This window comes from Corynebacterium camporealensis, assembly GCF_000980815.1.
GTDB classification, from domain to species: domain Bacteria; phylum Actinomycetota; class Actinomycetes; order Mycobacteriales; family Mycobacteriaceae; genus Corynebacterium; species Corynebacterium camporealense.
The window spans coordinates 1,297,726-1,318,737 of record NZ_CP011311.1 but is presented as its reverse complement, the minus strand read 5'-3'; the positions used below and the strand labels follow the sequence as shown (position 1 = coordinate 1,318,737).

Annotated in this window: 21 protein-coding genes; 11 read left to right on the top strand and 10 right to left on the bottom strand. The window is 59.3% G+C overall.

The annotated features are described in order from the left end of the window. Positions 1-98: 98 nt before the first annotated feature. The 5 genes from UL81_RS06155 to mptB form a co-directional block, all read right to left on the bottom strand. On the bottom strand, positions 99-1,076 hold the full coding sequence (locus tag UL81_RS06155; RefSeq protein ID WP_046453392.1) for a quinone oxidoreductase family protein: 978 nt from the start codon (positions 1,074-1,076) through the stop codon (positions 99-101). Positions 1,077-1,222: 146 nt separating this feature from the next. Then, the gene (locus UL81_RS06150) at positions 1,223-2,224 is read right to left on the bottom strand and encodes a COX15/CtaA family protein (protein ID WP_035104689.1); all 1,002 of its coding nucleotides are present in this window, start codon (positions 2,222-2,224) and stop codon (positions 1,223-1,225) included. A gap of 62 nt (positions 2,225-2,286) precedes the next feature. Further along, a complete protein-coding gene (locus tag UL81_RS06145) occupies positions 2,287-3,051 on the bottom strand; it encodes an ABC transporter permease (protein ID WP_035104687.1) in 765 nt (254 codons plus the stop codon). A 19-nt stretch (positions 3,052-3,070) separates the two neighbouring features. Next, positions 3,071-3,997 (bottom strand): ABC transporter ATP-binding protein, encoded by a 927-nt coding sequence (locus UL81_RS06140; RefSeq protein WP_035104686.1) that lies wholly within the window; start codon positions 3,995-3,997, stop codon positions 3,071-3,073. 6 nt (positions 3,998-4,003) lie between these two features. Beyond that, positions 4,004-5,701 (bottom strand): polyprenol phosphomannose-dependent alpha 1,6 mannosyltransferase MptB, encoded by a 1,698-nt coding sequence (gene mptB, locus UL81_RS06135; RefSeq protein ID WP_046453391.1) that lies wholly within the window; start codon positions 5,699-5,701, stop codon positions 4,004-4,006. Between the two features lie 257 nt (positions 5,702-5,958). Between mptB and UL81_RS06130 the strand changes: the two genes are divergently transcribed. From UL81_RS06130 to UL81_RS06090, 9 genes are all read left to right on the top strand, one after another. After that, entirely contained in the window at positions 5,959-6,627 is a 669-nt protein-coding gene (locus UL81_RS06130; protein ID WP_236684529.1) for a helix-turn-helix transcriptional regulator, read from the top strand. Further along, positions 6,624-8,063, top strand: a complete 1,440-nt coding sequence (sufB, locus tag UL81_RS06125; RefSeq protein ID WP_035104684.1) for a Fe-S cluster assembly protein SufB — start codon at positions 6,624-6,626, stop codon at positions 8,061-8,063. Before UL81_RS06130 ends, sufB begins: the two co-directional genes overlap by 4 nt. A gap of 3 nt (positions 8,064-8,066) precedes the next feature. Continuing rightward, complete coding sequence (gene sufD, locus UL81_RS06120) at positions 8,067-9,239, top strand: Fe-S cluster assembly protein SufD (protein ID WP_035104683.1); 1,173 nt, start codon at positions 8,067-8,069, stop codon at positions 9,237-9,239. Positions 9,240-9,270: 31 nt separating this feature from the next. Next, on the top strand, positions 9,271-10,029 hold the full coding sequence (gene sufC / locus UL81_RS06115) for a Fe-S cluster assembly ATPase SufC (protein ID WP_035104682.1): 759 nt from the start codon (positions 9,271-9,273) through the stop codon (positions 10,027-10,029). Positions 10,030-10,051: 22 nt separating this feature from the next. Beyond that, complete coding sequence (locus tag UL81_RS06110; RefSeq protein ID WP_035104680.1) at positions 10,052-11,299, top strand: cysteine desulfurase; 1,248 nt, start codon at positions 10,052-10,054, stop codon at positions 11,297-11,299. Continuing rightward, complete coding sequence (sufU, locus tag UL81_RS06105) at positions 11,299-11,748, top strand: Fe-S cluster assembly sulfur transfer protein SufU (protein ID WP_035104678.1); 450 nt, start codon at positions 11,299-11,301, stop codon at positions 11,746-11,748. The genes UL81_RS06110 and sufU overlap by 1 nt, the downstream gene beginning before the upstream one ends. After that, on the top strand, positions 11,749-12,156 hold the full coding sequence (locus UL81_RS06100) for a metal-sulfur cluster assembly factor (RefSeq protein WP_035104677.1): 408 nt from the start codon (positions 11,749-11,751) through the stop codon (positions 12,154-12,156). A gap of 165 nt (positions 12,157-12,321) precedes the next feature. Continuing rightward, positions 12,322-12,537 (top strand): hypothetical protein, encoded by a 216-nt coding sequence (locus tag UL81_RS06095; RefSeq protein ID WP_035104675.1) that lies wholly within the window; start codon positions 12,322-12,324, stop codon positions 12,535-12,537. Between the two features lie 72 nt (positions 12,538-12,609). After that, positions 12,610-14,241 carry an ABC-F family ATP-binding cassette domain-containing protein gene (locus UL81_RS06090; protein WP_046453390.1) on the top strand — a complete coding sequence of 544 codons (1,632 nt, stop codon included), beginning with the start codon at positions 12,610-12,612 and terminating at the stop codon, positions 14,239-14,241. Here UL81_RS06090 and UL81_RS06085 read toward each other — a convergent pair. Continuing rightward, positions 14,238-14,588 carry a DUF2200 domain-containing protein gene (locus UL81_RS06085; protein ID WP_035104672.1) on the bottom strand — a complete coding sequence of 117 codons (351 nt, stop codon included), beginning with the start codon at positions 14,586-14,588 and terminating at the stop codon, positions 14,238-14,240. The two genes, UL81_RS06090 and UL81_RS06085, sit on opposite strands and share 4 nt — an antisense overlap. Positions 14,589-14,623: 35 nt before the next feature. Here UL81_RS06085 and UL81_RS06080 point away from each other — a divergent pair, with 35 nt between their 5' ends. Continuing rightward, positions 14,624-14,866 carry a hypothetical protein gene (locus UL81_RS06080; protein ID WP_046453389.1) on the top strand — a complete coding sequence of 81 codons (243 nt, stop codon included), beginning with the start codon at positions 14,624-14,626 and terminating at the stop codon, positions 14,864-14,866. Positions 14,867-14,978: 112 nt separating this feature from the next. On the opposite strand, the gene UL81_RS06075 is transcribed toward UL81_RS06080, so the two are convergent. Then, complete coding sequence (locus tag UL81_RS06075) at positions 14,979-16,343, bottom strand: PFL family protein (protein ID WP_035104671.1); 1,365 nt, start codon at positions 16,341-16,343, stop codon at positions 14,979-14,981. Positions 16,344-16,346: 3 nt separating this feature from the next. Further along, positions 16,347-16,616 (bottom strand): ACT domain-containing protein, encoded by a 270-nt coding sequence (locus UL81_RS06070; RefSeq protein ID WP_035104669.1) that lies wholly within the window; start codon positions 16,614-16,616, stop codon positions 16,347-16,349. A gap of 68 nt (positions 16,617-16,684) precedes the next feature. Between UL81_RS06070 and UL81_RS06065 the strand changes: the two genes are divergently transcribed. Next, entirely contained in the window at positions 16,685-17,356 is a 672-nt protein-coding gene (locus tag UL81_RS06065; protein ID WP_035104667.1) for an NAD(P)H-binding protein, read from the top strand. 146 nt (positions 17,357-17,502) lie between these two features. Here the strand turns inward: UL81_RS06065 and UL81_RS06060 are convergent, their stop codons facing one another. Beyond that, positions 17,503-18,060: a TetR/AcrR family transcriptional regulator gene (locus UL81_RS06060; protein WP_035104665.1), complete on the bottom strand. Its 558-nt coding sequence runs from the start codon at positions 18,058-18,060 to the stop codon at positions 17,503-17,505. Between the two features lie 110 nt (positions 18,061-18,170). Next, positions 18,171-20,987: an aconitate hydratase gene (can, locus tag UL81_RS06055; RefSeq protein ID WP_236684450.1), complete on the bottom strand. Its 2,817-nt coding sequence runs from the start codon at positions 20,985-20,987 to the stop codon at positions 18,171-18,173. Between the last annotated feature and the right edge of the window lie 25 nt (positions 20,988-21,012).

The window sequence follows — 21,012 nt, the reverse complement described above, 5'->3', positions numbered from 1 at the left end:
ACACAGACACGACGAACCCCTGGGAAGCAGACAAATGAACTGCTTCACCAGGGGTTTGCGCCGTCAGAGCGTCGAATCGCGTTGTGCGATGAATCGAACTAGTTCGATTCATCCTCGCGGACGCGGAGGATGATGGAGCCGGTGGTCTTGCGCTCTTGGAGGTCGCGGTGGGCTTGCTCGGCGTCTTTGAGTGGGTAGCTGGCAGTGACGTTGAAGGTGATGTCGCCATCGAGAAGCATTTGCACGACTGCTTGGGCACGCATCTGGAACTCGCCTTCCTGGGAGGTCCAGGCGCCCAAGGAGGGGCGGGTGAGGAAGATGGAGCCGTGGCTGTTGAGGATCTGTGGATCGATGGGTTCCACGGCGCCAGAGGCCGCGCCAAAGAGTGCGACGGTGCCGCGCGGGCGGACGGCTTCTAAGGACTCCTGGAAGGTGTCTTTGCCCACGCCGTCGTAAACGACGTCGACGCCGCGGCCGCCGTTGTAGCGGCGTACGCGCTCAGCCAGACCGCTGTCGTAGAAGAAGACTTGGTCGGCACCAGCTTCGTAGGCGAGCTTTTCTTTCTCTGGCGACGAAACCACGGAGTAGACGGTGGCACCCAGTGCCTTGGCCATCTGGGTAAGGATGAGGCCGACGCCACCGGCACCGGCGGTGACGAGGCAGCTAGCGCCTTCACCGAGCTGGTAGACGCCGTGGGTGAGGTAATGGGCGGTCATGCCTTGTAAGAGCATGGAGCCGGCGACGTCGGAAGAAATCTCCTCCGGCACGGCAACCAGGCGGTCGCGGCTCACGCAGACCTGTTCGGCATAAGAGCCAAAGGCGTGGTCCCAGGCGACCATGGTGCCCGGGGCAATCTCGCCCTTGGGGTCGTGCACGACGCGTCCGGTGCCTTCCAGACCCGCGATAAAGGGCGTAGCGGCGTTGTAGATGCCTTCGCGGTAGTAGGTGTCAATGTAGTTGACACCAGCAACGATGACGTCCACTAAGACTTCATGGGACTGCGGCTGTGGGGAGTCTACCTCCGCGTAGCGCAGGACCTCGGGGCCGCCGGTTTCTGTGACCTGAATAGCATGCATTCTTCCAGGTTAACTGAGTTCACTTGCACTATGTGTAGATCCATCACATCGGGGGCGGGGCAGGCCTGGTCTAGCAATAGAAAAATCCGCCCTCTTCGTGGGATTCGACGAAGCGGGCGGATGATGAATGAAAGCCTTTCTTGGCTTTAAGCGTGAACGACCTCGCGGTGTTTGTTGTCGCCCTCGACAGAGCCAGAGCGCAGGTCCTCAGAGCCACCTTCGCGGCGCAAACCGTGTGCCCACAGCAGGGCGGTAAAGGCGGTCACTACCGAGGACATACCGATGTGAACCGGAACGGTCCAGCGCGGGATGGACAGGTAGAACTGGATAACGCCGATTGCCCACTGGATAAGGATGCAGACAATCAGAACCCAGGCGGCCTGCTTGGTGACCTTCGGTGCGTTGGAGCGGTAGAGCATGACCGTGACAATCAGGGTGAAGCCCAGGTAGACGTACATGCAGATGGCGTGAATAACGGCCATGATTTCAGTATCGACATCCAGGCGGCCTTCCATGCCCACACCGGAGTCACCGGAGTGGACACCGGAGCCGGTGACCATGGTGCCGGTAATCAGCACGACGGCAAGCGCGATAGCGGCAATGACGGCAAGCATGCGGATCTGCTCCGGGAACTTGCGGGTTTTGACACCATCGTCAGCCTCGCGGATGCGGGAGAAGAGCATTGCGGCGATCCAGACCAGCACCATCGACGGCAGGAAGTGCAGTGCGACTGCCCACCAGCGCAGCTCCAGGAAGACCGAAGCAGCGCCAATCAGTGCCTGCAGAACCACACCGCCAAAGGACAGCCAGGCATAGACCTTCAGTTCCTTGCGGCGGCGGGCCATGTACATCGCGACGATCGCGGCGACGGCAGCAGCGCCCACCACGAAGGTCAGCAGGCGGTTGCCGAACTCAATGACCTGGTGGATAAGCGGTGCAGCGCCTTCCAGCGGCACCAGGGAGCCGGGGTGGCAGTTCGGCCAGGTGATACAACCCAGGCCGGAGCCGGTCACGCGCACGATGGAGCCAGATACGGTAATACCGCCCTGGCACAGCAGCAGGATCATGGCGATGACCCGCTGGGTCTTCACTGAGGGCACGGAGTCGCGGAAAAAGTTTCGAGTCTTAGTCCAAGGGTTCACGGTCATATAGATTACCTGGGTTTTTCGTCAATCTGAAAATAAAATTACATACTTGTTAAAAGTCACATTTAGACGTCAAAGCGGAACCATTTGGTCGCCAAATACGACGCAACGACAGCCCAGCCGGCAAGCACGGCGATTTCTAAGCCGGGGAAGTGGCCCGAAAAGGCATCGGCAAATCCGCCTGCCAAGGCAACAGTCGGGATGAGTGTGACGAGGCCGTTATCGCCCAAGCCCTGGCTATATAGCGCCCAACCGGCAGCACCCAGCAGCAGGAACCACAGCAGGTTCGCCAGTGCCAGAACCGCTTCGGAATTCAGCGTTCCGCCCAGTAGCAGGCCCAGTGCGGTAAACGATGTCACGCCCAAGATGAGCAGTAGTGCGCCCAGAGCTAAGCCAGATAGCGGAATGCGCAGGCCCATGATTGCCGCGGCAGTGCCAAGAATGACCACCTGCACAATCACCATGGAGCAGACCGCCATGACTTTGCCGGCGATAATCGTCCACGCCGGCACACCGGAGGCGCCCGTGCGTTTGAGAGCGCCATAGCGCCGGTCAAAGGCCACGGAGATGGCCTGGCCAGTAAAGCCGGCAGAGGTCGCCGCAATCGCCAGAATCAACGGGAAGACCTCGTCCAGGGTCAAGCCCGAGATATCCTGCATGCGGTCGGCGCCAAAAAGCAGGGCGAGCGGGATGATGATGCTCAGCAGGAGCTGTTCGCCATGCCGCAGCATGAGCTTGGATTCGATCACGCCCTGCGCCCAGGCCATCTGGCCGATGCTGGCGCGCTTTGGGCGGGGAGTAAAGGTCCCGGGAGCGAAAGTTTTGTCCATGTTCTATCCTCCTGGTTGCCTAACTACGCAGCTCGCGGCCGGTGAGCTCTAAGAAAATGTCTTCGAGGTTGCCGTGTGCGGCATCCAGATGCTGCAGCTGCACACCCTGGCGGGCCAGTTCGTGCGTGAGCTTTGCGATGTCCTCCGGGCCCGGCTTACCCGCCACCCGGTAGCGCAGCGGCCGAGAACTGGTTGCTTCAACCCCAGCCTTTGCCAAGGCTGCAAGGTCGACTTGGGTAGCGGTATCGAAAGTCAGGCCAGAATTGCTTCCGGCAGCAATCAGTTCCTTCGGCGAGCCCTTCGTGACCAATTCGCCGTGGTCAATGATGATGACGTGGTCGGCGAGCGCTTGGGCTTCATCCATCAGGTGCGTGGTCAACACGATGGTTACCCCGTCGGCACGCAGTGCAGAAATTAAGTCCCAGACCGCCAGGCGGGACTGGGCATCCAAGCCGGCGGTGGGCTCATCCAGGAAGACGAGCTCCGGCCTGCCGATGATGGCTTGGGCCAGCGACAGGCGTTGCTGCTGGCCACCGGAGAGGCGGCGGTAGGTGGTCTTAGCGACACCTTCTAGACCCAAAGTCTTCAGCAACCAGTCCGGGTCGATGGGATCGGCGTTGTAGCGGGCAGCCAGGTGCAGCATTTCGCGTACGCGAATACCGGAGTAGGCACCTCCGCCTTGGAGCATGATGCCGATGCGCGAGCGCAGTTTGTCAGGCTCTGCTGCCGGGTTGAGGCCTAAGACGCGTACGTCACCAGAGGTGGGCTTGAGAAAGCCTTCGCACATTTCGATGGTGGTGGTCTTACCAGCGCCATTAGGGCCGAGCAGGCAGACTACTTGGCCCCGCGGGACGGAAATACTCAGGTTCGAGACAGCGGTCTTGGAACCAAAGCGCTTCGTCACATCGCGAAGTTCGAGAGCTAGTCCATCAAAAGTTGCAGTCACAACCTTTTAGTCTAGGATACGAATGCCCGAACGGCGTAACAATACCCACCAGATTCCCATCACCGCCAGATAAGAACCAATGGCAGCTAAGTAAATTGCCAGCACGGTCAGCGGGGGTAGTCCTAATCCGCGTGGCAGGACAAAGAAGCTCATCGCGCCGGAATACAGCATCACGGCGACACGGAAGATAAAGCGGTTTGCCCATGCTGCCAGCGGGAATACAGCCCATAGAATATACCAGGGGTGTACTACCGGAAAGAGCACGACCAGCATCAGGGAAGAGATTCCCAGCCCGCCAATGGGGTGGATGGAACCTCGGAATGTCGCAAAGAGCATGCGGACCATAAACGCTGCGGCGATGGTTACCCCCACGGTGCGGGTTACAGTCAGCACGGCATCCGTATGGTCGCCCAAGCCCAGCAGCATGCCTAAAAAGCCACTGGCAACGCCCAAGGCAGTCGAGACCGAGAGCCAGGAGCGAATCGTCGCCGCGCCACCCTGGCCGGTAATCCAGCCCAAGCCGATGCCGGTGAGCAGGGTGACCAGAGCAATGGTGGCTACCAGGATGGCAAGGTGCAGCAATGCTGCCAACACGATGGCAACCCAGGCTTTCTGTTCTTTCTTCTCCACCAGGGCGCGGGCGAGTGCCATGCCCACGAAGCCAAGTCCGATAAAGCCGGTGACCTTGACCATGCCGGCGCAAGAAATCAGTGCGCCTGATGCACAGAGCAGTGGTAGCCAGCGCTCATCGGCGCGCAGCTTTGCGATGCCGCGCAGGCCCAACTCCACACCCACTAGGGCTAAGCCCAACATGATGGACTCGTTGTGGATACCGCCAATCAGGTGCAGGATGGTCAGCGGATTGAGGATGCCGAGCCATAGTGCGACGGCGGGGGAGACGCGGCATCGTTGAGCTAGATGCGTCAGTGCCCAGCCGGCAGCAATGACGCCTAAGACAGAGACGACGCGGTGGAGCAGCACGCCGATGACGATGGTGTCTGAGCTAATGATGCTGATAAGCCCGGCAAGGGCGAGTGCGACGGGGCCATAAGGAGAAGGGGAGTTGGCCCAGATAAAGGGAACCGAGCGTGCGAGCTCATTTTCCGCACCCAGCAACTGAACTGGTCCGGCGGCATAAGGGTCCATGCCCTGGGCGACGATGGAGCCTTGGGCGAGATAGGAATAGATGTCTTGGGTAAAAAGCGGTGCGGTAAACACCAGCGGCAGAATCCAGCCGACCCAGGTGCGCCAGAGCTGAGACGTGCTTACCCAGCGGGAACCGGAATTGCCGCGGTAGGGCGTGCCGACGAATCTCGCCATGAGCACCCAGGCGGTCACCAGCATGCCCACGCCGAGCATCACTAGAGCTGACGATGCCTGCAGCATGCGCGACATCAGTGAGCCCAGCGGCAGATTGTCATAGGGATTGCCGACGACCGGGAGAGCGCCGGCACCGAGTGCGCCTACTGCAATAAACAGCGAGCCAATGGTGCCCATCCAGCGCAGGATGAAGAAGCGTCGGAGCTGGGCAATGGTGCCGCGGGCAACGCCCTGGGCATCGCGGGGGCCGAAGTCGAATCGGGAGCTAGGGGTAGCAGCGGTCGGGTCGTCAGCATGCAGCAATGCCGAACGCGAACCCGCAGTACCGATGCGCGGTAGCTCTTGTGTGACTCCCTGGAGGAAGCCCCCGAAAGGAAACTTCATGGGTATAAACCATACGCGTTAGGAGATAAAAAGTGCCTGTGGCGTGCCATGGTGGCATTCCGCGCGGAATTAAGGAACACTAGTGTTGTCTAAAAGGTAGACGCTTGCCACAGCAAGAAGCTTTCAAACTTCGAGGAGGTGTTTTCTCGGTGACGACCTCGCGCACCAATGCCCGCGTGCACCAGCGCGGTAGTGACCGAGATCCTTCCCACGCGAAGGAAACTCGTACGACCGAGGGGGATACCCGTCGGCAGATCATGTTGATGTTGCTCAAAGACGGTCCCGTGACTGCTTCTGCTGTGGCTGAGCGTTTAGGCCTGTCGGCCGCCGGCATTCGTCGGCACCTAGACATTTTGTTGGAGGAAGGACTTACTGAGATTGTCCAACGCCGCCGGGTGGGCCCCAATGGGGCATCGGCTGGCCGCGGGCGACCAGCCAAGCACTTCCGTCTTACTGACCGGGGACGCGCCCACTTCGGGCATGCCTATGACGAGTTGGCTGCTGAAGCTTTGCAAGCCCTGCGTGAAGCAGGAGGTAGTGAGGCTGTCAAGCACTTTGCCAAGGCTCGTTTCGAGCGCTTAGTGGCCGACGTCAAGCCTTTAGCGCAGGAGGGTGAATCGCCCGAAAAGGTAGCGCGTAAACTGGCGGAGGTTCTGGACGAACATGGATATGCCGCAACGGTGTCGAACGCCGGTGGCGGTGTCCAGATCTGCCAGCATCATTGCCCCATCGCCCATGTGGCGGAGGAGCACCCGGAGCTGTGTGAGGCGGAACAGGAAGTCTTTTCCGCCCTATTAGGCAAACACGTACAGCCCTTGGCCTCTATTGCTAGTGGCCACGGAATCTGTACTACAAACATCCCCCTGACGGCGGTGGAAGCCTCCATCGCCACTGACCACACCAACACCGAAAGGAGCGGGTCATGACCCAGGCACAACCAGCGCCCGGTACCAAGATGACCGATGATGAAATCATCGACTCTATTGGCGCCTATGAGTACGGCTGGCACGACTCGGATGCGGCAGGTGCTTCTGCACGCCGCGGCCTCAACGAGGACGTTGTCCGCGATATTTCCGCCAAGAAGGGTGAGCCGGAATGGATGCTGAACCAGCGTCTGAAGGCCCTGAATATCTTCGATAAGAAGCCTTTGCCTACCTGGGGTGCAGACCTCTCCGGCATCGACTTCGACAACATTAAGTACTACGTGAAGTCGACCGAGGAACAGGCTCAGACCTGGGACGATCTGCCTGACGACATTAAGGAAACCTACGACAAGCTGGGTATTCCGGAGGCAGAGAAGCAGCGTCTGGTCGCCGGTGTGGCAGCCCAGTACGAGTCCGAGGTGGTCTACCACCAGATTCGTGAGGACCTGGAGCGTCAGGGCGTTATCTTCGTCGATACCGATACCGCACTGCGTGAGCACGAAGAGCTGTTCAAGGAGCACTTCGGCACCGTCATTCCGGCTGGTGACAACAAGTTTTCCGCACTGAACTCCGCTGTGTGGTCCGGTGGCTCCTTCATCTACGTTCCGCCGGGAGTCCACGTGGACATCCCGCTGCAGGCCTACTTCCGCATTAACACCGAGAACATGGGCCAGTTCGAGCGCACCCTCATCATCGTGGATGAGGACGCTTACGTGCACTACGTCGAGGGCTGCACTGCTCCGATTTACAAGTCGGACTCCCTGCACTCCGCCGTGGTGGAAATCGTGGTCAAGAAGGGCGGCCGCTGCCGCTACACCACCATCCAGAACTGGTCTAACAATGTCTACAACTTGGTGACCAAGCGCACCAAGGTGGACGAGGGCGGCACCATGGAATGGGTCGATGGCAACATCGGCTCCAAGGTGACCATGAAGTACCCGGCAGTCTGGATGACCGGTCCGCACGCTAAGGGTGAGGTTCTGTCCGTGGCTTTCGCAGGTGAAGGCCAGTTCCAGGACACCGGTGCGAAGATGACCCACATGGCTCCGCACACCTCCTCCAACATCGTGTCCAAGTCCGTTGCACGCGCCGGCGGCCGCGCTGCTTACCGCGGCCTGGTGCAGATCAACAAGGATGCGCATCACTCCACCTCGAATGTGGAATGTGACGCCTTGCTGGTCGATAACATCTCGCGTTCGGACACATACCCGTACAACGACATCCGTAACGACCATGTGACCCTGGGCCACGAGGCAACCGTCTCGCAGGTCTCGGAGGAGCAGTTGTTCTACCTGATGTCGCGTGGACTGGAAGAGGAAGAGGCAATGGCGATGATCGTCCGCGGCTTCGTCGAGCCCATCGCCAAGGAGCTGCCGATGGAGTACGCACTGGAGCTCAACCGCCTCATCGAACTGCAAATGGAAGGATCGGTCGGCTAAATAATGGTCGCTTCGAACGAATTCAACCCGGATAAGGTCACCAAGGGCGATGTTTTCACCTCGACCAACGTGGAAGACTTCGCTATCCCGCAGGGCCGCGACGAGGTCTGGCGCTTTATCTCCCTGCGCAAGCTGCGCGGACTCCACAACGGCGAGTTTGCTGAGGCAGTTGCGCAGGACATCCAGGTGACCGAGCACCCCGGCGTCACCAGCGAAACTGTTGCTGCTGACGATGAGCGCCTGGGTCGCGTCGGCAAGCCTGCCGACCGCGTGGCTGCTCAGGCTTGGACCTCCATGCCGGAGGGCCAGGTTGTCACCATCGAGCCAGACACCAAGGTCGAAGAGCCGGTGGTTATCACCATCACTGGTAAGGGCGAGGGCGTGACCTCCTTTGGCGCTACCTCCATCGAGGTCGGCCGCCACGCTGAGGCCACCGTCGTGCTGAAGTACGTTGGTTCCGGCACCCACGCAGATAACGTGGAGTTCCTGCTTAACGATGGCGCTAACCTCACCGTGGTCGTCGACGTTGACTGGGAGAACGACGCTGTTCACCTGTCCAACCAGGTCGCTATGGTCGGCCGCGACGCCGTCCTGCGCCACAACTCCGCCATCTTCGGTGGCGAAGTTGTCCGCATCGTCCCGCGCGTGAACTTCAACGCACCGGGCGGCGACGCAGAACTGCTTGGCGTCTACTTCGCAGACCGCGGTCAGTACTTTGAAAACCGCATGCTGGTTGACCACTCCGTACCGAACTGCCGCTCTAACGTCATGTACAAGGGCGCACTGCAGGGTACGCAGGGTGCTGAAGAAGGCAGCCGCCAGGAAGCTCGCACCTGCTGGGTGGGTGACGTGCTCATCCGCGCTAACGCACAGGGTACCGACACCTACGAGACCAACAACAACCTCATCCTTACTGAAGGCGCACGCGCCGATGCGATCCCGAACCTCGAGATCGAAACCGGCGAAATCGTGGGCGCAGGCCACGCTGCTACCGTGGGCCGCTTCGACGACATCGAGTTGTTCTACCTCATGTCCCGCGGCATCCCGGAGGTCGAGGCACGCCGCCTGATCATCCGTGGCTTCTTCAACGAGGTAATCCACCGCATTCCGGTCGAGTCCCTGCAGAATGAGCTCGAAGAGCGCATCGCCGAGGAACTCGAAAAGATCTCCGCCTAACGCACCCCTTCAACGAAGTAAGGAAATAAATATGTCTACTTTGGAAATCAAGAACCTCCACGCGCAGGTCCTGCCCTCCGACGACAACGCAGAGCCGAAGGAAATCCTCAAGGGCGTCAACCTGACCATCAACTCCGGTGAGACCCATGCCGTGATGGGTCCGAACGGCTCCGGCAAGTCCACCTTGGCTTACACCCTGGCTGGCCACCCGAAGTACGAAGTCACCTCCGGTGAAGTACTGCTGGATGGCGAAAACGTCCTGGAGATGGAAGTTGACGAGCGCGCACGCGCTGGCCTCTTCCTGGCTATGCAGTACCCGACCGAGGTGCCGGGCGTGAAGGTTTCCCAGTTCATGCGCTCTGCTGTTACCGCTGTCCGCGGTGAGGCACCGAAGCTGCGTGAGTGGAACAAGGAGCTGACCGAGGCTCGCGAGGCACTGGCCATCGACAAGTCTTTCGCTTCCCGTTCCGTGAACGAGGGCTTCTCCGGTGGTGAGAAGAAGCGCCACGAGGTTATGCAGCTCGACATCATGAAGCCGAAGTTCGCCGTCATGGATGAGACCGACTCCGGCCTGGACGTCGACGCCCTGCGCATCGTTTCTGACGGCATCAACCGCTACCAGGACGAGACCAACGGCGGCATCCTGATGATTACCCACTACAAGCGCATCCTGAACTACGTGAAGCCGGACTACGTCCACGTCTTCGCAAACGGCAAGATCGTCGAAACCGGCGGCGCTGAGCTGGCTGACCAGCTCGAGGCTGGCGGCTACGACCAGTTCCTGAAGTAATTTAAGGAAAAGAAGAGGACTGATGTCGAACCTCAATGTTCATGCGATCCGGGAGCAGTTCCCGATCCTGAGCCGCACCGTACGCGGTGATAAGCCGCTGGTGTACCTCGACTCGGGTGCTACTTCCCAACGACCCCAACCAGTGTGGCAAGCTGAGCAGGACTTTGTGCTTGGCACCAACGCCCCGGTTCACCGTGGCGCGTACCAGCTGGCTGAGGAAGCTACCGACGCCTACGAAGATGCCCGCGCAGCTATTGCGGACTTCGTCGGTGCTGAGGAAGAAGAGATCGCGTTCACCAAGAATGCGACCGAGGCACTCAACGAGGTGGCTTACACACTCGGTGATCCCCGCGCAGGGGACCTGCAGGTCGGCGAAGGCGACACCGTCGTCATCACCGAGCTGGAGCACCACGCGAACTTGGTTCCGTGGCAGGAGCTGTGTCAGCGTACTGGTGCGACCTTGAAGTGGTACACCACCACTGAGGATGGTCGAATCGACATGGACTCGCTTGAACTTGATGACTCCGTCAAGGTCGTTGCGTTTACGCATCAGTCCAACGTCACCGGTGCCGTGGCCGACGTCGAGGAACTCGTTCGTCGCGCCCGTGCCGTCGACGCCCTGGTCGTCCTCGATGCTTGCCAGTCCGTGCCGCACATGCCGGTCGACTTCCACGCCCTCGACGTCGATTTCGCCGCCTTTTCCGGTCACAAGATGTGTGGCCCGAGTGGCGTCGGCGTGCTCTACGGCAAGGCTGAGCACCTCGCGAAGCTGCCACCATTTTTGACCGGTGGCTCGATGATCGAGGTAGTCAAGATGGAAGGCACGACCTATGCGGAACCGCCCCAGCGTTTCGAGGCCGGCACCCAGATGACCTCCCAGGTCGTCGGTTTGGGCGCCGCAGTGAAGTTCCTCAACGAAATCGGCATGGAAAACATCCACGCCCACGAGCAGGAACTAACTGGCTACGCCTTGGAACTGCTGCAGGATATCCCGGGCGTGCACATCTACGGCCCAACCGACTCCACCGATCGTGGCGGTGCCATCGCGTTTAGTGTTGAAGGCATTCACCCGCACGATCTGGGGCAGGTTCTCGATGATCAGGGCGTATGCATTCGCGTCGGCCACCACTGCGCGTGGCCCGCACACCGTGCGATGGGTGCTCAGTCCACCGCACGTGCCAGCTTCTACCTCTACAACACCCGCGAAGAGGTCGAAGCACTCGCGAACGCCATTGCTTACGCACGCAAGTTCTTTAGGGTTGATGAGTAATGAATCTTGATTCCATGTACCAGGACGTGATCCTGGATCACTATAAGCACCCGCAGTACGCGGGCCTGCGCGAAGGCCAGGCCGAGGTTCATCACGTGAACCCTTCTTGCGGCGACGAGCTGACTTTGCGCGTCAAGCTCAGCGACGACGGCAACACCGTAGAAGACGTGTCCTACGACGCTGAAGGCTGCTCCATTTCCCAGGCTTCAACCTCCGTGATGGCCGAAGAGATTATCGGTCAGTCCTTGGAGGATGCCGGAAAGAAGATCGAAGAGTTCGAAAAGATGGTCACCTCCCGTGGCAAGCTGGAAGGCGATGAAGACCTCATCGGCGACGGCGTTGCCTTCGCTGGAGTGTCCCAGTACCCCGCCCGCGTGAAGTGCGCCCTGTTGGGCTGGAAGGCTTTCCAGGCTGCTTCCGCCGAGGCACTGAAAGATTTGGAGAAGTAAATGTCCGAACCTCAAGACCCATACCAGAACGAAAATTCTAACTTCGACGGCCAAAAGACCCGTCCGGAGCAAACCGAAGAGCAGATCTCCAAGGCCTACGACGTCACCGAGTTCATGCGTGACGTTATTGACCCGGAGCTCGGCATCAACGTCGTTGACCTCGGCCTGGTCTACGACGTGTGGATCGAAGAGCAGGACGGCAAGCAGGTCGCTGAGGTCAACATGACCCTGACCTCGCCTGCCTGCCCGCTCACCGATGTCATCGCAGAGCAGATTGACGACGCCGTCGTGGGCAACAAGGTCTGCGACGCCGTCAACGTCAACTGGGTCTGGATGCCGCCGTGGGGCCCGCACATGATTACCGAGGAAGGCCGCGAACAGCTGCAGGCTCTGGGCTTCGCAGTCTAAGTCTTCCCACCGATTGAGCCTCCGATATCACCCAGATGTCGGAGGTTTTTCTCTACCCATTTCCATGTCAGTCGTCTGTTTCGGTTAGGGTAGCTAAGAGATTTTGCACAGCTTTATCCTCTTTCCATCGGCGATGCGACATTAGGCAAAGGCGGTATAGATTTCGTGACACAAACAGCACAACCAACAAAGAGGATCGTCGGCATTGTTGTGGCGACAATCCTCATAGTGGCCTGCGGACTGGTTATTGCTTTCAATCGCCTTAATGCCCAGGAGATTAGAAACCTCCAACAAAAGGCTGAGGAACAGGGTGTTGACTATGAACTGATAATCCACAACGAGATACTCAACACCTATTCTTTTCTCCCACAGGAGAACTAGGAACGGCCAAGGCAAAAGCCTCACCTCCGCCGAAAATTGGACTTAGACGGGGAATTGATACACTAATCCCTTGTGATTGTCACCAATGATTTTGAGGTCCGAGTCGGTTCCCGCACGCTTCTTGATGCGCCGGGACAGCACCTGCGCGTGCAGGCAGGCGACCGTATTGGTCTGGTCGGCCGCAATGGTGCGGGCAAGACGACGACCATGCGCATCCTGGCAGGGGAGACCGAGCCTTATGGCGGTTCGGTGACCCGTTCGGGCCCCATTGGTTACCTTCCGCAGGACTCGCGTGAGGGCAACATCGAGCAGACCGCGCGTGACCGCGTGCTTTCTGCACGTGGCCTGGATGAGATTAAGCGCTCGATGCTTAAGCAGCAGAAGATCATGGAGTCTGATGTTGACGACAATAAGCGCGATAAGGCCATCAATAAGTTCTCTCGGCTAGAAGAGCGCTTCGAAGCACTTGGCGGCTATGAAGCTGATGCCGAATGTGCACAGATCTGCGACAACCTCGGCCTGCCCCAGCGCGTGCTGGACCAGCAACTGAAGACTTTGTCCGGTGGTCAGCGCCGCCGTGTGGAGCTTGCCCAGATTCTCTTCGCCGCCACGGAAGGCTCCGGCAAGTCCCAGACCACCTTGCTTCTCGATGAGCCCACCAACCACCTGGATGCCGATTCCATTACCTGGTTGCGTGGATTCCTCGCCAAGCACGAAGGCGGCCTCGTCCTGATTTCTCACGACGTGGACCTGCTGGAAGCAGTCTGCAACAAGATTTGGTTCCTCGATGCCGTGCGTGCCGAGGCTGACGTCTACAACATGGGCTTTAAGAAGTACCTCGACGCCCGTGCCACAGACGAAGCCCGTCGTCGCCGCGAGCGCGCCAATGCAGAGAAGAAAGCCTCCGCACTGCAAAAGCAGGCTGCCAAGCTGGGTGCAAAGGCTACTAAGGCGGCTGCTGCCAAGCAGATGCTGGCTCGTGCTGACCGCATGATGAACGAGCTCGATGAAGTACGCGTTGCCGACAAGGTCGCCCACATCAAGTTCCCGGAACCAGCACCGTGCGGCAAGACCCCGATGAACGCCACCGGACTGACCAAGATGTATGGCTCGCTGGAAGTCTTCGCCGGTGTTGACCTCGCCATCGACAAGGGCTCGCGCGTAGTCGTTCTGGGCTACAACGGTGCCGGCAAGACTACCTTGCTCAAACTTCTTGCCGGTGTGGAACGCACCGATGGTGAAGGCGGCATCGTCAGCGGTCACGGCCTACGCATTGGCTACTTCGCACAGGAACACGACAACATCGACCCGGATCAAAGCGTCTGGGAAAACACCATTGCCGCCTGCCCGGATGCCGGTCAGCAGGACCTACGCGGCCTTCTCGGTGCGTTTATGTTCTCCGGCGACAAGCTGGAACAGCCCGCTGGCACGCTGTCGGGTGGTGAGAAGACTCGTTTGTCCCTGGCTACGTTGGTGTCCTCGCGTGCGAACGTGCTGCTTCTCGACGAGCCAACCAACAACTTGGACCCCATCTCGCGTGAGCAGGTGCTTGACGCACTTAAGACCTACACCGGGGCAGTGGTACTCGTGACCCACGACCCGGGCGCAGTGAAGGCACTGGATCCAGAACGCGTCATCATCATGCCCGATGGCGATGAGGACCTCTGGTCCGACGAGTACATGGAGATCGTCGAGCTCGCCTAGGAGCGCTTAGTCTTCTCCATGGCTTTGCCCTTGGCAAGCTCATCAATGAGCTTGTCGAGGAAGCGAATCTCGCGCATAAGCGGATCGCTGACTTCCTGAACCTTCACACCGCACACGCTGCCGGTAATCAACTCCCGATTGGGGTTTAGGGCAGGAGCTTGCTCAAAGAACTCCCGCATGGTCCGGCGATCCTCGACAGCGGAAGATAGCTCTTCTTCAGATGCACCGGTGTACCAGCGCAGGATTTCATCGACCTCATCCTTGGTGCGGTCTTTGCGCTCTGCTTTGTTGACGTAAGCGTCGTAGATATCAGCAAAGGCCATGTTGAAGATTTTGTGTTCAGCCATGGATCCGAGTGTAACCAGCGGGCTAGACTTTCAGCATGAACAATACAGATATCCTGGACCAAGCACGTAAATCCTGGGACCAGCTGAGCACCGAAAACAAGGTTGCCGTTGGTGTTGCCGCCGCAGTCGAGGTCGGCCTAGTTCTTACCGCATGGCATAAGATTTACCACCTGCCCGCACGCCGCATCCGCGGCAAGAAGTGGGTCTGGAGCGCCGTAACCACTCTCTTCGGTGGCTTGGGCTCGATTATCTTCCTCGCCAAAGGGGTGAAGCGCTAGTTCCTAGCGCTTCACCGATAAGTAGCGGAGCGCTTGATCCGCAGAAATACGAAGCGCTTCACCGAGAGGTTCCGAAAGGAAAAGCCGACTGGATAACCAGTCGGCTTTTGTCTTAGTTGCGGAACCCGTGCACCGGCGCGGGGATAAAGCCGCCGCGTTCGATGAAGGTCGAATTACCCACGGTGTTTACCGGAATGACTGGGGCGTAGCCCAGGAGGCCACCGAAGCTGACCTCGTCGCCAACGTCCTTGCCCGGAACCGGGATGACGCGCACGGCGGTGGTCTTATGATTCATCACGCCGATGGCTGCTTCATCGGCAATCATGCCAGCGATGGTGGCAGCCGAGGTATCGCCCGGCAGGGCAATCATGTCGAAGCCAACCGAGCAGATAGCGGTCATGGCTTCCAGCTTGTCCATGGAAATGGAGCCAGAGCGTACCGCGTCAATCATGCCCTTGTCTTCAGAGACCGGGATGAAGGAACCCGACAGACCACCAACACGCGAGCAAGCCATCATGCCGCCCTTCTTCACGGCATCGTTAAGCAGTGCCAACGCCGCGGTGGTGCCGTGGGTACCGACCTGGTCCAAGCCCATGTGCTCCAGAATGTGGGCGACAGAATCGCCGAGTTCTGCAGTCGGAGCCAGCGACAGGTCGATGATGCCGAAAGGCACGCCGAGGCGTTCGGAAGCCATGTTGCCGACGAGCTGACCAGCACGGGTGATCTTGAAGGCGGCCTTCTTGACCTCTTCAGCAACCTGGTCGAGAGTGGCACCCTCCAGCGAACCCAGAGCGCGGTCAACAACGCCTGGGCCGGACACGCCAACGGAGACGACGCAGTCAGGCTCTTCAACGCCATGGAAAGCGCCGGCCATGAACGGGTTGTCGCCGACAGAATTGGCGAAGACCACCAGCTTGGCACAGGCAATAGCGGATTCTTCGGCAGTGAGGTCTGCTGCTTCCTTGATGATTTCGCCCATGCGCTTAGCAGCATTCATGTTGATGCCGGCACGCGAAGATGCGATGTTGACCGAGGAGCAGACCACGTCGGTGGAAGACAGTGCCTCTGGAATGGAGTTGATGAGCTTCTTTTCCGCGGTGGTCGCACCCTTTTCGACGAGAGCGGAGTAGCCGCCGACGAAGTTAACGCCGACTTCCTTAGCGGCGCGGTCCAGGGCCTTGGCAGCATCGACTGGGTTGCCGTCGACACCGGCAACGACCAGGGAGATTGGGGTAACCGAGATACGCTTGTTGACGATCGGGATACCGAGTTCGGCTTCGATGCCTTCGCAGACCTCAACCAGATGAGCAGCTTGCGTGGAGACGCGATCGTAGATCGCCTGGCAGGTCTCCTCCATGGTGGTGCGGGTGCAACCCATCAGGGAGATGCCCATGGTGACGGTGCGGATGTCGAGACGATACTTATCGATCATCTCGATGGTGTCGAGAATGCTCGTGGTGTTAAAGCGGTTAATCATGCTCTAAATCTCATTCATCGCGGTGAACAGGGACTCCGACTGGATGCGGATGGACTGCTGAGTCTCCTTGGAGACCGGGCCCATCTTTTCCTGGATTTCTTGGATGGAAGTCTTGTTCTCGTCGAACTCCACGCGCAGGATCATGGTGAAGTAACCGGACATCAGGGTTTGCGAAACATCGACGATATTGACTTCGAGTTCAGCAAGGGCAGTGGTTACAGCGGCGATGATGCCGGTGCTGTCGGCACCGGTGACGGTCATGATGGCAAACATACTTACTAGTGTATCTGGCCTGCGCTGGGCTTCTGCACCGGGGCGCAGTCGCTGTTAGGGTGGCGAATATGACTGATACAAAGAAGAAGGTTCTGTACATCGGCGGACACGGCAAGGTTGGCCTGCTGGCTGCTCCCAAGCTGGTCAAGGCCGGTCATACCTTGGATTCTTTGGTCCGCAAGGAAGAGCAGTTTGATGACATCAAGGAGCTTGGCGCAAACCCGGTGCTTGCAGATGTCACTGAACTGACTGTTTCCCAGTGGGAAGAATTGCTCCGCGGCTATGACGTTGTCGTGTGGGGCGCAGGCAACGGTGGCCGTGCCGGTGCCGACGCCACCTGGGCAGTCGACCGCGATGCAGCACTGAAGAACATCGACGCACTGGAAAACCTCCACAAAGAGGGCAACGCCCCTGCTTATGTGATGATTTCTTACCTGGGTGCTACCACCAACACCACCGATCCGGATGAGGCAAGCTGGTACGCCTACGTCGAGTCCAAGAAGGCCGTTGATAAGCGACTGCTGGATACCGACTTGGACTTCGTCATCCTCGGCCCATCCACTCTGACCGAGGAGCCGTCCCAGGGCATCAAGGTTGTTCCGGATGACTCGAAGAACATCACCACTAAGACTTCCCGTGAGCTCGTCGCCGAGGTTGTCACTGAAGTCGTCGGTCGCGACAAGTTCCCAGCTAGCCCGCTGGCTTTCGTCGACGGTGAGGATGCCGTCAACAGCATTTAGTTTCTTTTTACCCGATGAGCGCTCGCGAGAAAGCTCGTGCTCATCGTGGGTGAGTGAGACATAGCTAAAGGGGCTTGGACACCAATTGTGGTGCCAAGCCCCTTTGTCGATCTGTGGGTGCTTGCTCTCCGCTGTGCTTGCCGCGGTTAGCGGCGGATGGATTGCTCCACTAAGTGCAGGACTTCTTCGAGTCCTTCAATGTCACCGAGTGCCAAACGGTTGATGAATCCATCCATGAAGGTCTCCAAGTAAAGCACGAGGGTGTCAATGGAGACGTCTTCGCGCAGGCGGCCTTTTTCAGCGTTGGATTCCAAGCGGGCGCGCACTGCTTCATCCAGGATCGCCTGGTGATCTTTCCAGCGTGCTGCAAACGACGGGTCGGTGCGCAGCAGGGAAGTAATTTCCAGGCGGGTGGCAAGCCAGTCATGCCTTTCGGGATGCCGCAGCATCTCGTTCATGACTTCGACCAGGCCGTTGTTCGCTACGACCTCTGCTTGGCGGGCAGCGTCCTCGCGGGCCAGTGCAAGAAACAGTGACTCTTTGTCACCGAAGTGATGAAAGATTGCACCACGGGATTTGCCCGTGGCCTCTTCCAACAGTCGCACCGTCGCGCCTTCGTAGCCATGCTCGGCAAAGCACTTGCGTGCGCCGATCAGAATCTCCGTGCGGCGTCGTTGCAGCTCAGAGTCGCTGACGATGGGCATCAGGCTCCTTAAAAGTAGTAGGAAAGGAAAGAGCGGGGCCGCAGGCAATGTTATTGCTCGCGACCCCGCGCTTGGTCGTGGCTAGGTTTTACCTAGCTACAGCGATGGACTTAGCTCTTAACCATCTGGCGCAGCACGTACTGCAGAATTCCGCCGTGGCGGTAGTAGTCAGCCTCACCTGGGGTGTCGATGCGGACCTTGGCGTCGAACTCAACGTCCTCGCCGTCTTCCTTGTGTGCGACAACCTTGACGGAGGACGGAATCTTACCGTCGTTGAGCTCCTCGATACCGGTGATATCGAAGGTCTCGGTGCCGTCCAGGCCGAGGGAGCCGTGGGACTCGCCCTCCGGGAACTGCAGCGGGATAACGCCCATACCGATCAGGTTCGAGCGGTGAATACGCTCGAAGGACTCGGTGATAACTGCGCGAACGCCCAGCAGGTTGGTGCCCTTTGCAGCCCAGTCACGGGAAGAACCGGTGCCGTATTCCTTACCAGCGATAACGACCAGCGGAATGTCGGCTTCCTTGTAGTTCTGGCATGCATCGAAGATGTATGCCTGCGGGCCGCCCTCCTGGGTGAAGTCACGGGTGTAGCCACCGGTGACGTCAACCAGCTCGTTGGCCAGACGGATGTTGGCGAAGGTACCGCGCATCATGACCTCGTGGTTACCACGACGGGAACCCAGCGAGTTGTAGTCGTTGCGCTCCACGCCGTTCTCATCGAGGTACTGAGCAGCAGGGGTGCCCGGCTTAATGGAGGAAGCAGGGGAGATGTGGTCGGTGGTGACCGAGTCGCCCAGCTTCGCCAGAACGCGAGCGCCCTTGATGTCGGAGACCGGCTCCGGCTCGACAGGCATGCCGTCGAAGTAAGGAGCCTTGCGGATGTAGGTGGACTCCTCGTCCCACTCGAAGGTCTCGCCTTCCGGAACGTCCAGTGCGCGCCATGCGTCGTCGCCCTTGAAGACGTCAGCGTAGTCAGCCTCGTACAGCTCGCGGGAGATAGCGGACTGGATGGTGTCCTCGATCTCCTCCGGAGAAGGCCAGATGTCCTTCAGGTAGACATCGTTGCCATCCTGATCCTGGCCCAGCGGCTGCTCGTCGAAGTCGAAGTCCATGGTGCCGGCAATAGCGTAAGCGATCACCATGATTGGGGACGCCAGGTAGTTCATCTTGACGTCCGGGGAGATGCGACCCTCGAAGTTGCGGTTACCGGACAGAACAGCGGTTGCTGCCAGGTCGTACTCGTTGATGGCATCGGAGACCTCGTCCGGCAGCGGGCCGGAGTTACCGATACAGCTGGTGCAGCCGAAGCCGGAGAGGTAGAAGCCGAGGGCCTCCAGGTCCTTCCACAGGTCTGCACGCTGGAAGTAGCCGTCCACAACCTGGGAGCCCGGAGCACAAATGGTCTTAACCCATGGCTTGGACTTCAGGCCCTTTTCGGCTGCCTTGCGGGCAATCAGGCCGGCACCGACCATGACGGACGGGTTCGAGGTGTTGGTACAGGAGGTGATGGAAGCGATAGCAACCATGCCGTGGTCCAGGGTGTACTCGCCACCGTTCGGGGAGGTAACGGTAACCGGGTTGGACTGACGGCCGGAGGAGCCCTTAGCTGCAGACTCGCCCTCACCGGAGCGGGACTGGTTCAGGCCGCCGGTGACATCGCCATCCTCATCCACGGTGCCACCCTCAGCGGTCATGCGGGCAGCTTCTTTGGTGGACTCGTCAGCAACGACCTCGTCGGAGGTGTAGGTGCCCAGGTCCTTACGGAACTGCTCCTTAGCCTCGGTCAGCAGGATGCGGTCCTGCGGACGCTTCGGGCCAGCGATGGACGGAACCACGGTGGACAGGTCCAGCTCGAGGTACTCGGAGTACTTAGCCTCCGGAGCATCCTGCTCGAGCCACATGCCCTGAGCCTTGGCGTAAGCCTCGACGCGGTCGATCTGCTCCTGCGGACGGCCGGTCAGCTCGAGGTACTTGATGGTCTCTTCGTCGATCGGGAAGATCGCAGCGGTGGAACCGAACTCTGGCGACATGTTGCCGATGGTTGCACGGTTTGCCAGCGGCACGGACTTCACACCGTTGCCGTAGAACTCGACGAACTTCTGAACCACGCCGTGCTCACGCAGCATCTCGGTAATGGTCAGCACCACGTCGGTTGCGGTAACGCCGGTCGGGATCTCGCCGGTCAGCTTGAAGCCGACAACCTTCGGGATGAGCATGGAGACCGGCTGGCCCAGCATGGCAGCCTCTGCCTCGATGCCGCCAACGCCCCAGCCCAGGATACCCAGGCCGTTTTCCATGGTGGTGTGGGAGTCGGTACCGATACAGGTATCCGGGTATGCCAGGCCCTCGTTGTCGAAGACGACGCGGGACAGGTACTCGATGTTGACCTGGTGGACAATACCGGTTCCTGGAGGCACAACGCGGAAGTTAGAGAAGTTCTCTGCACCCCAGCGCAGGAACTGGTAGCGCTCTTCGTTGCGCTGGTACTCAATTTCAACGTTCTTCTCGAGTGCGTCGGCAGAACCGAAGGCCTCGGTAATAACGGAGTGGTCAATGACCATCTCGGCCGGGTTCAGCGGGTTAACCTGCTCCGGCTTGCCACCCAGTGCGGAGATTGCCTCACGCATGGTTGCCAGGTCGACGACACAGGGAACACCGGTGAAGTCCTGCATCAGCACACGTGCCGGGGTGAACTGGATTTCGGTGTCTGGCTCTGCTTCCGGATCCCAGTTAGCCAGGGCGTTGATGTGATCCTTGGTTACGTTCGAGCCGTCCTCGTAGCGCAGCTGGTTCTCAGCAAGCACCTTGAGGGAGTAGGGCAGCTTCTCCAGGCCTTCGACAGCGTTGATGTCAAAGTAGTCGTAGGACTTACCGTTGACGTCAAGAGTCTTCTTGGCATTGAAGGAGTTCAAGCTTTCAGTCACAGGGAGCTCCATTCCTTGTTGGTAG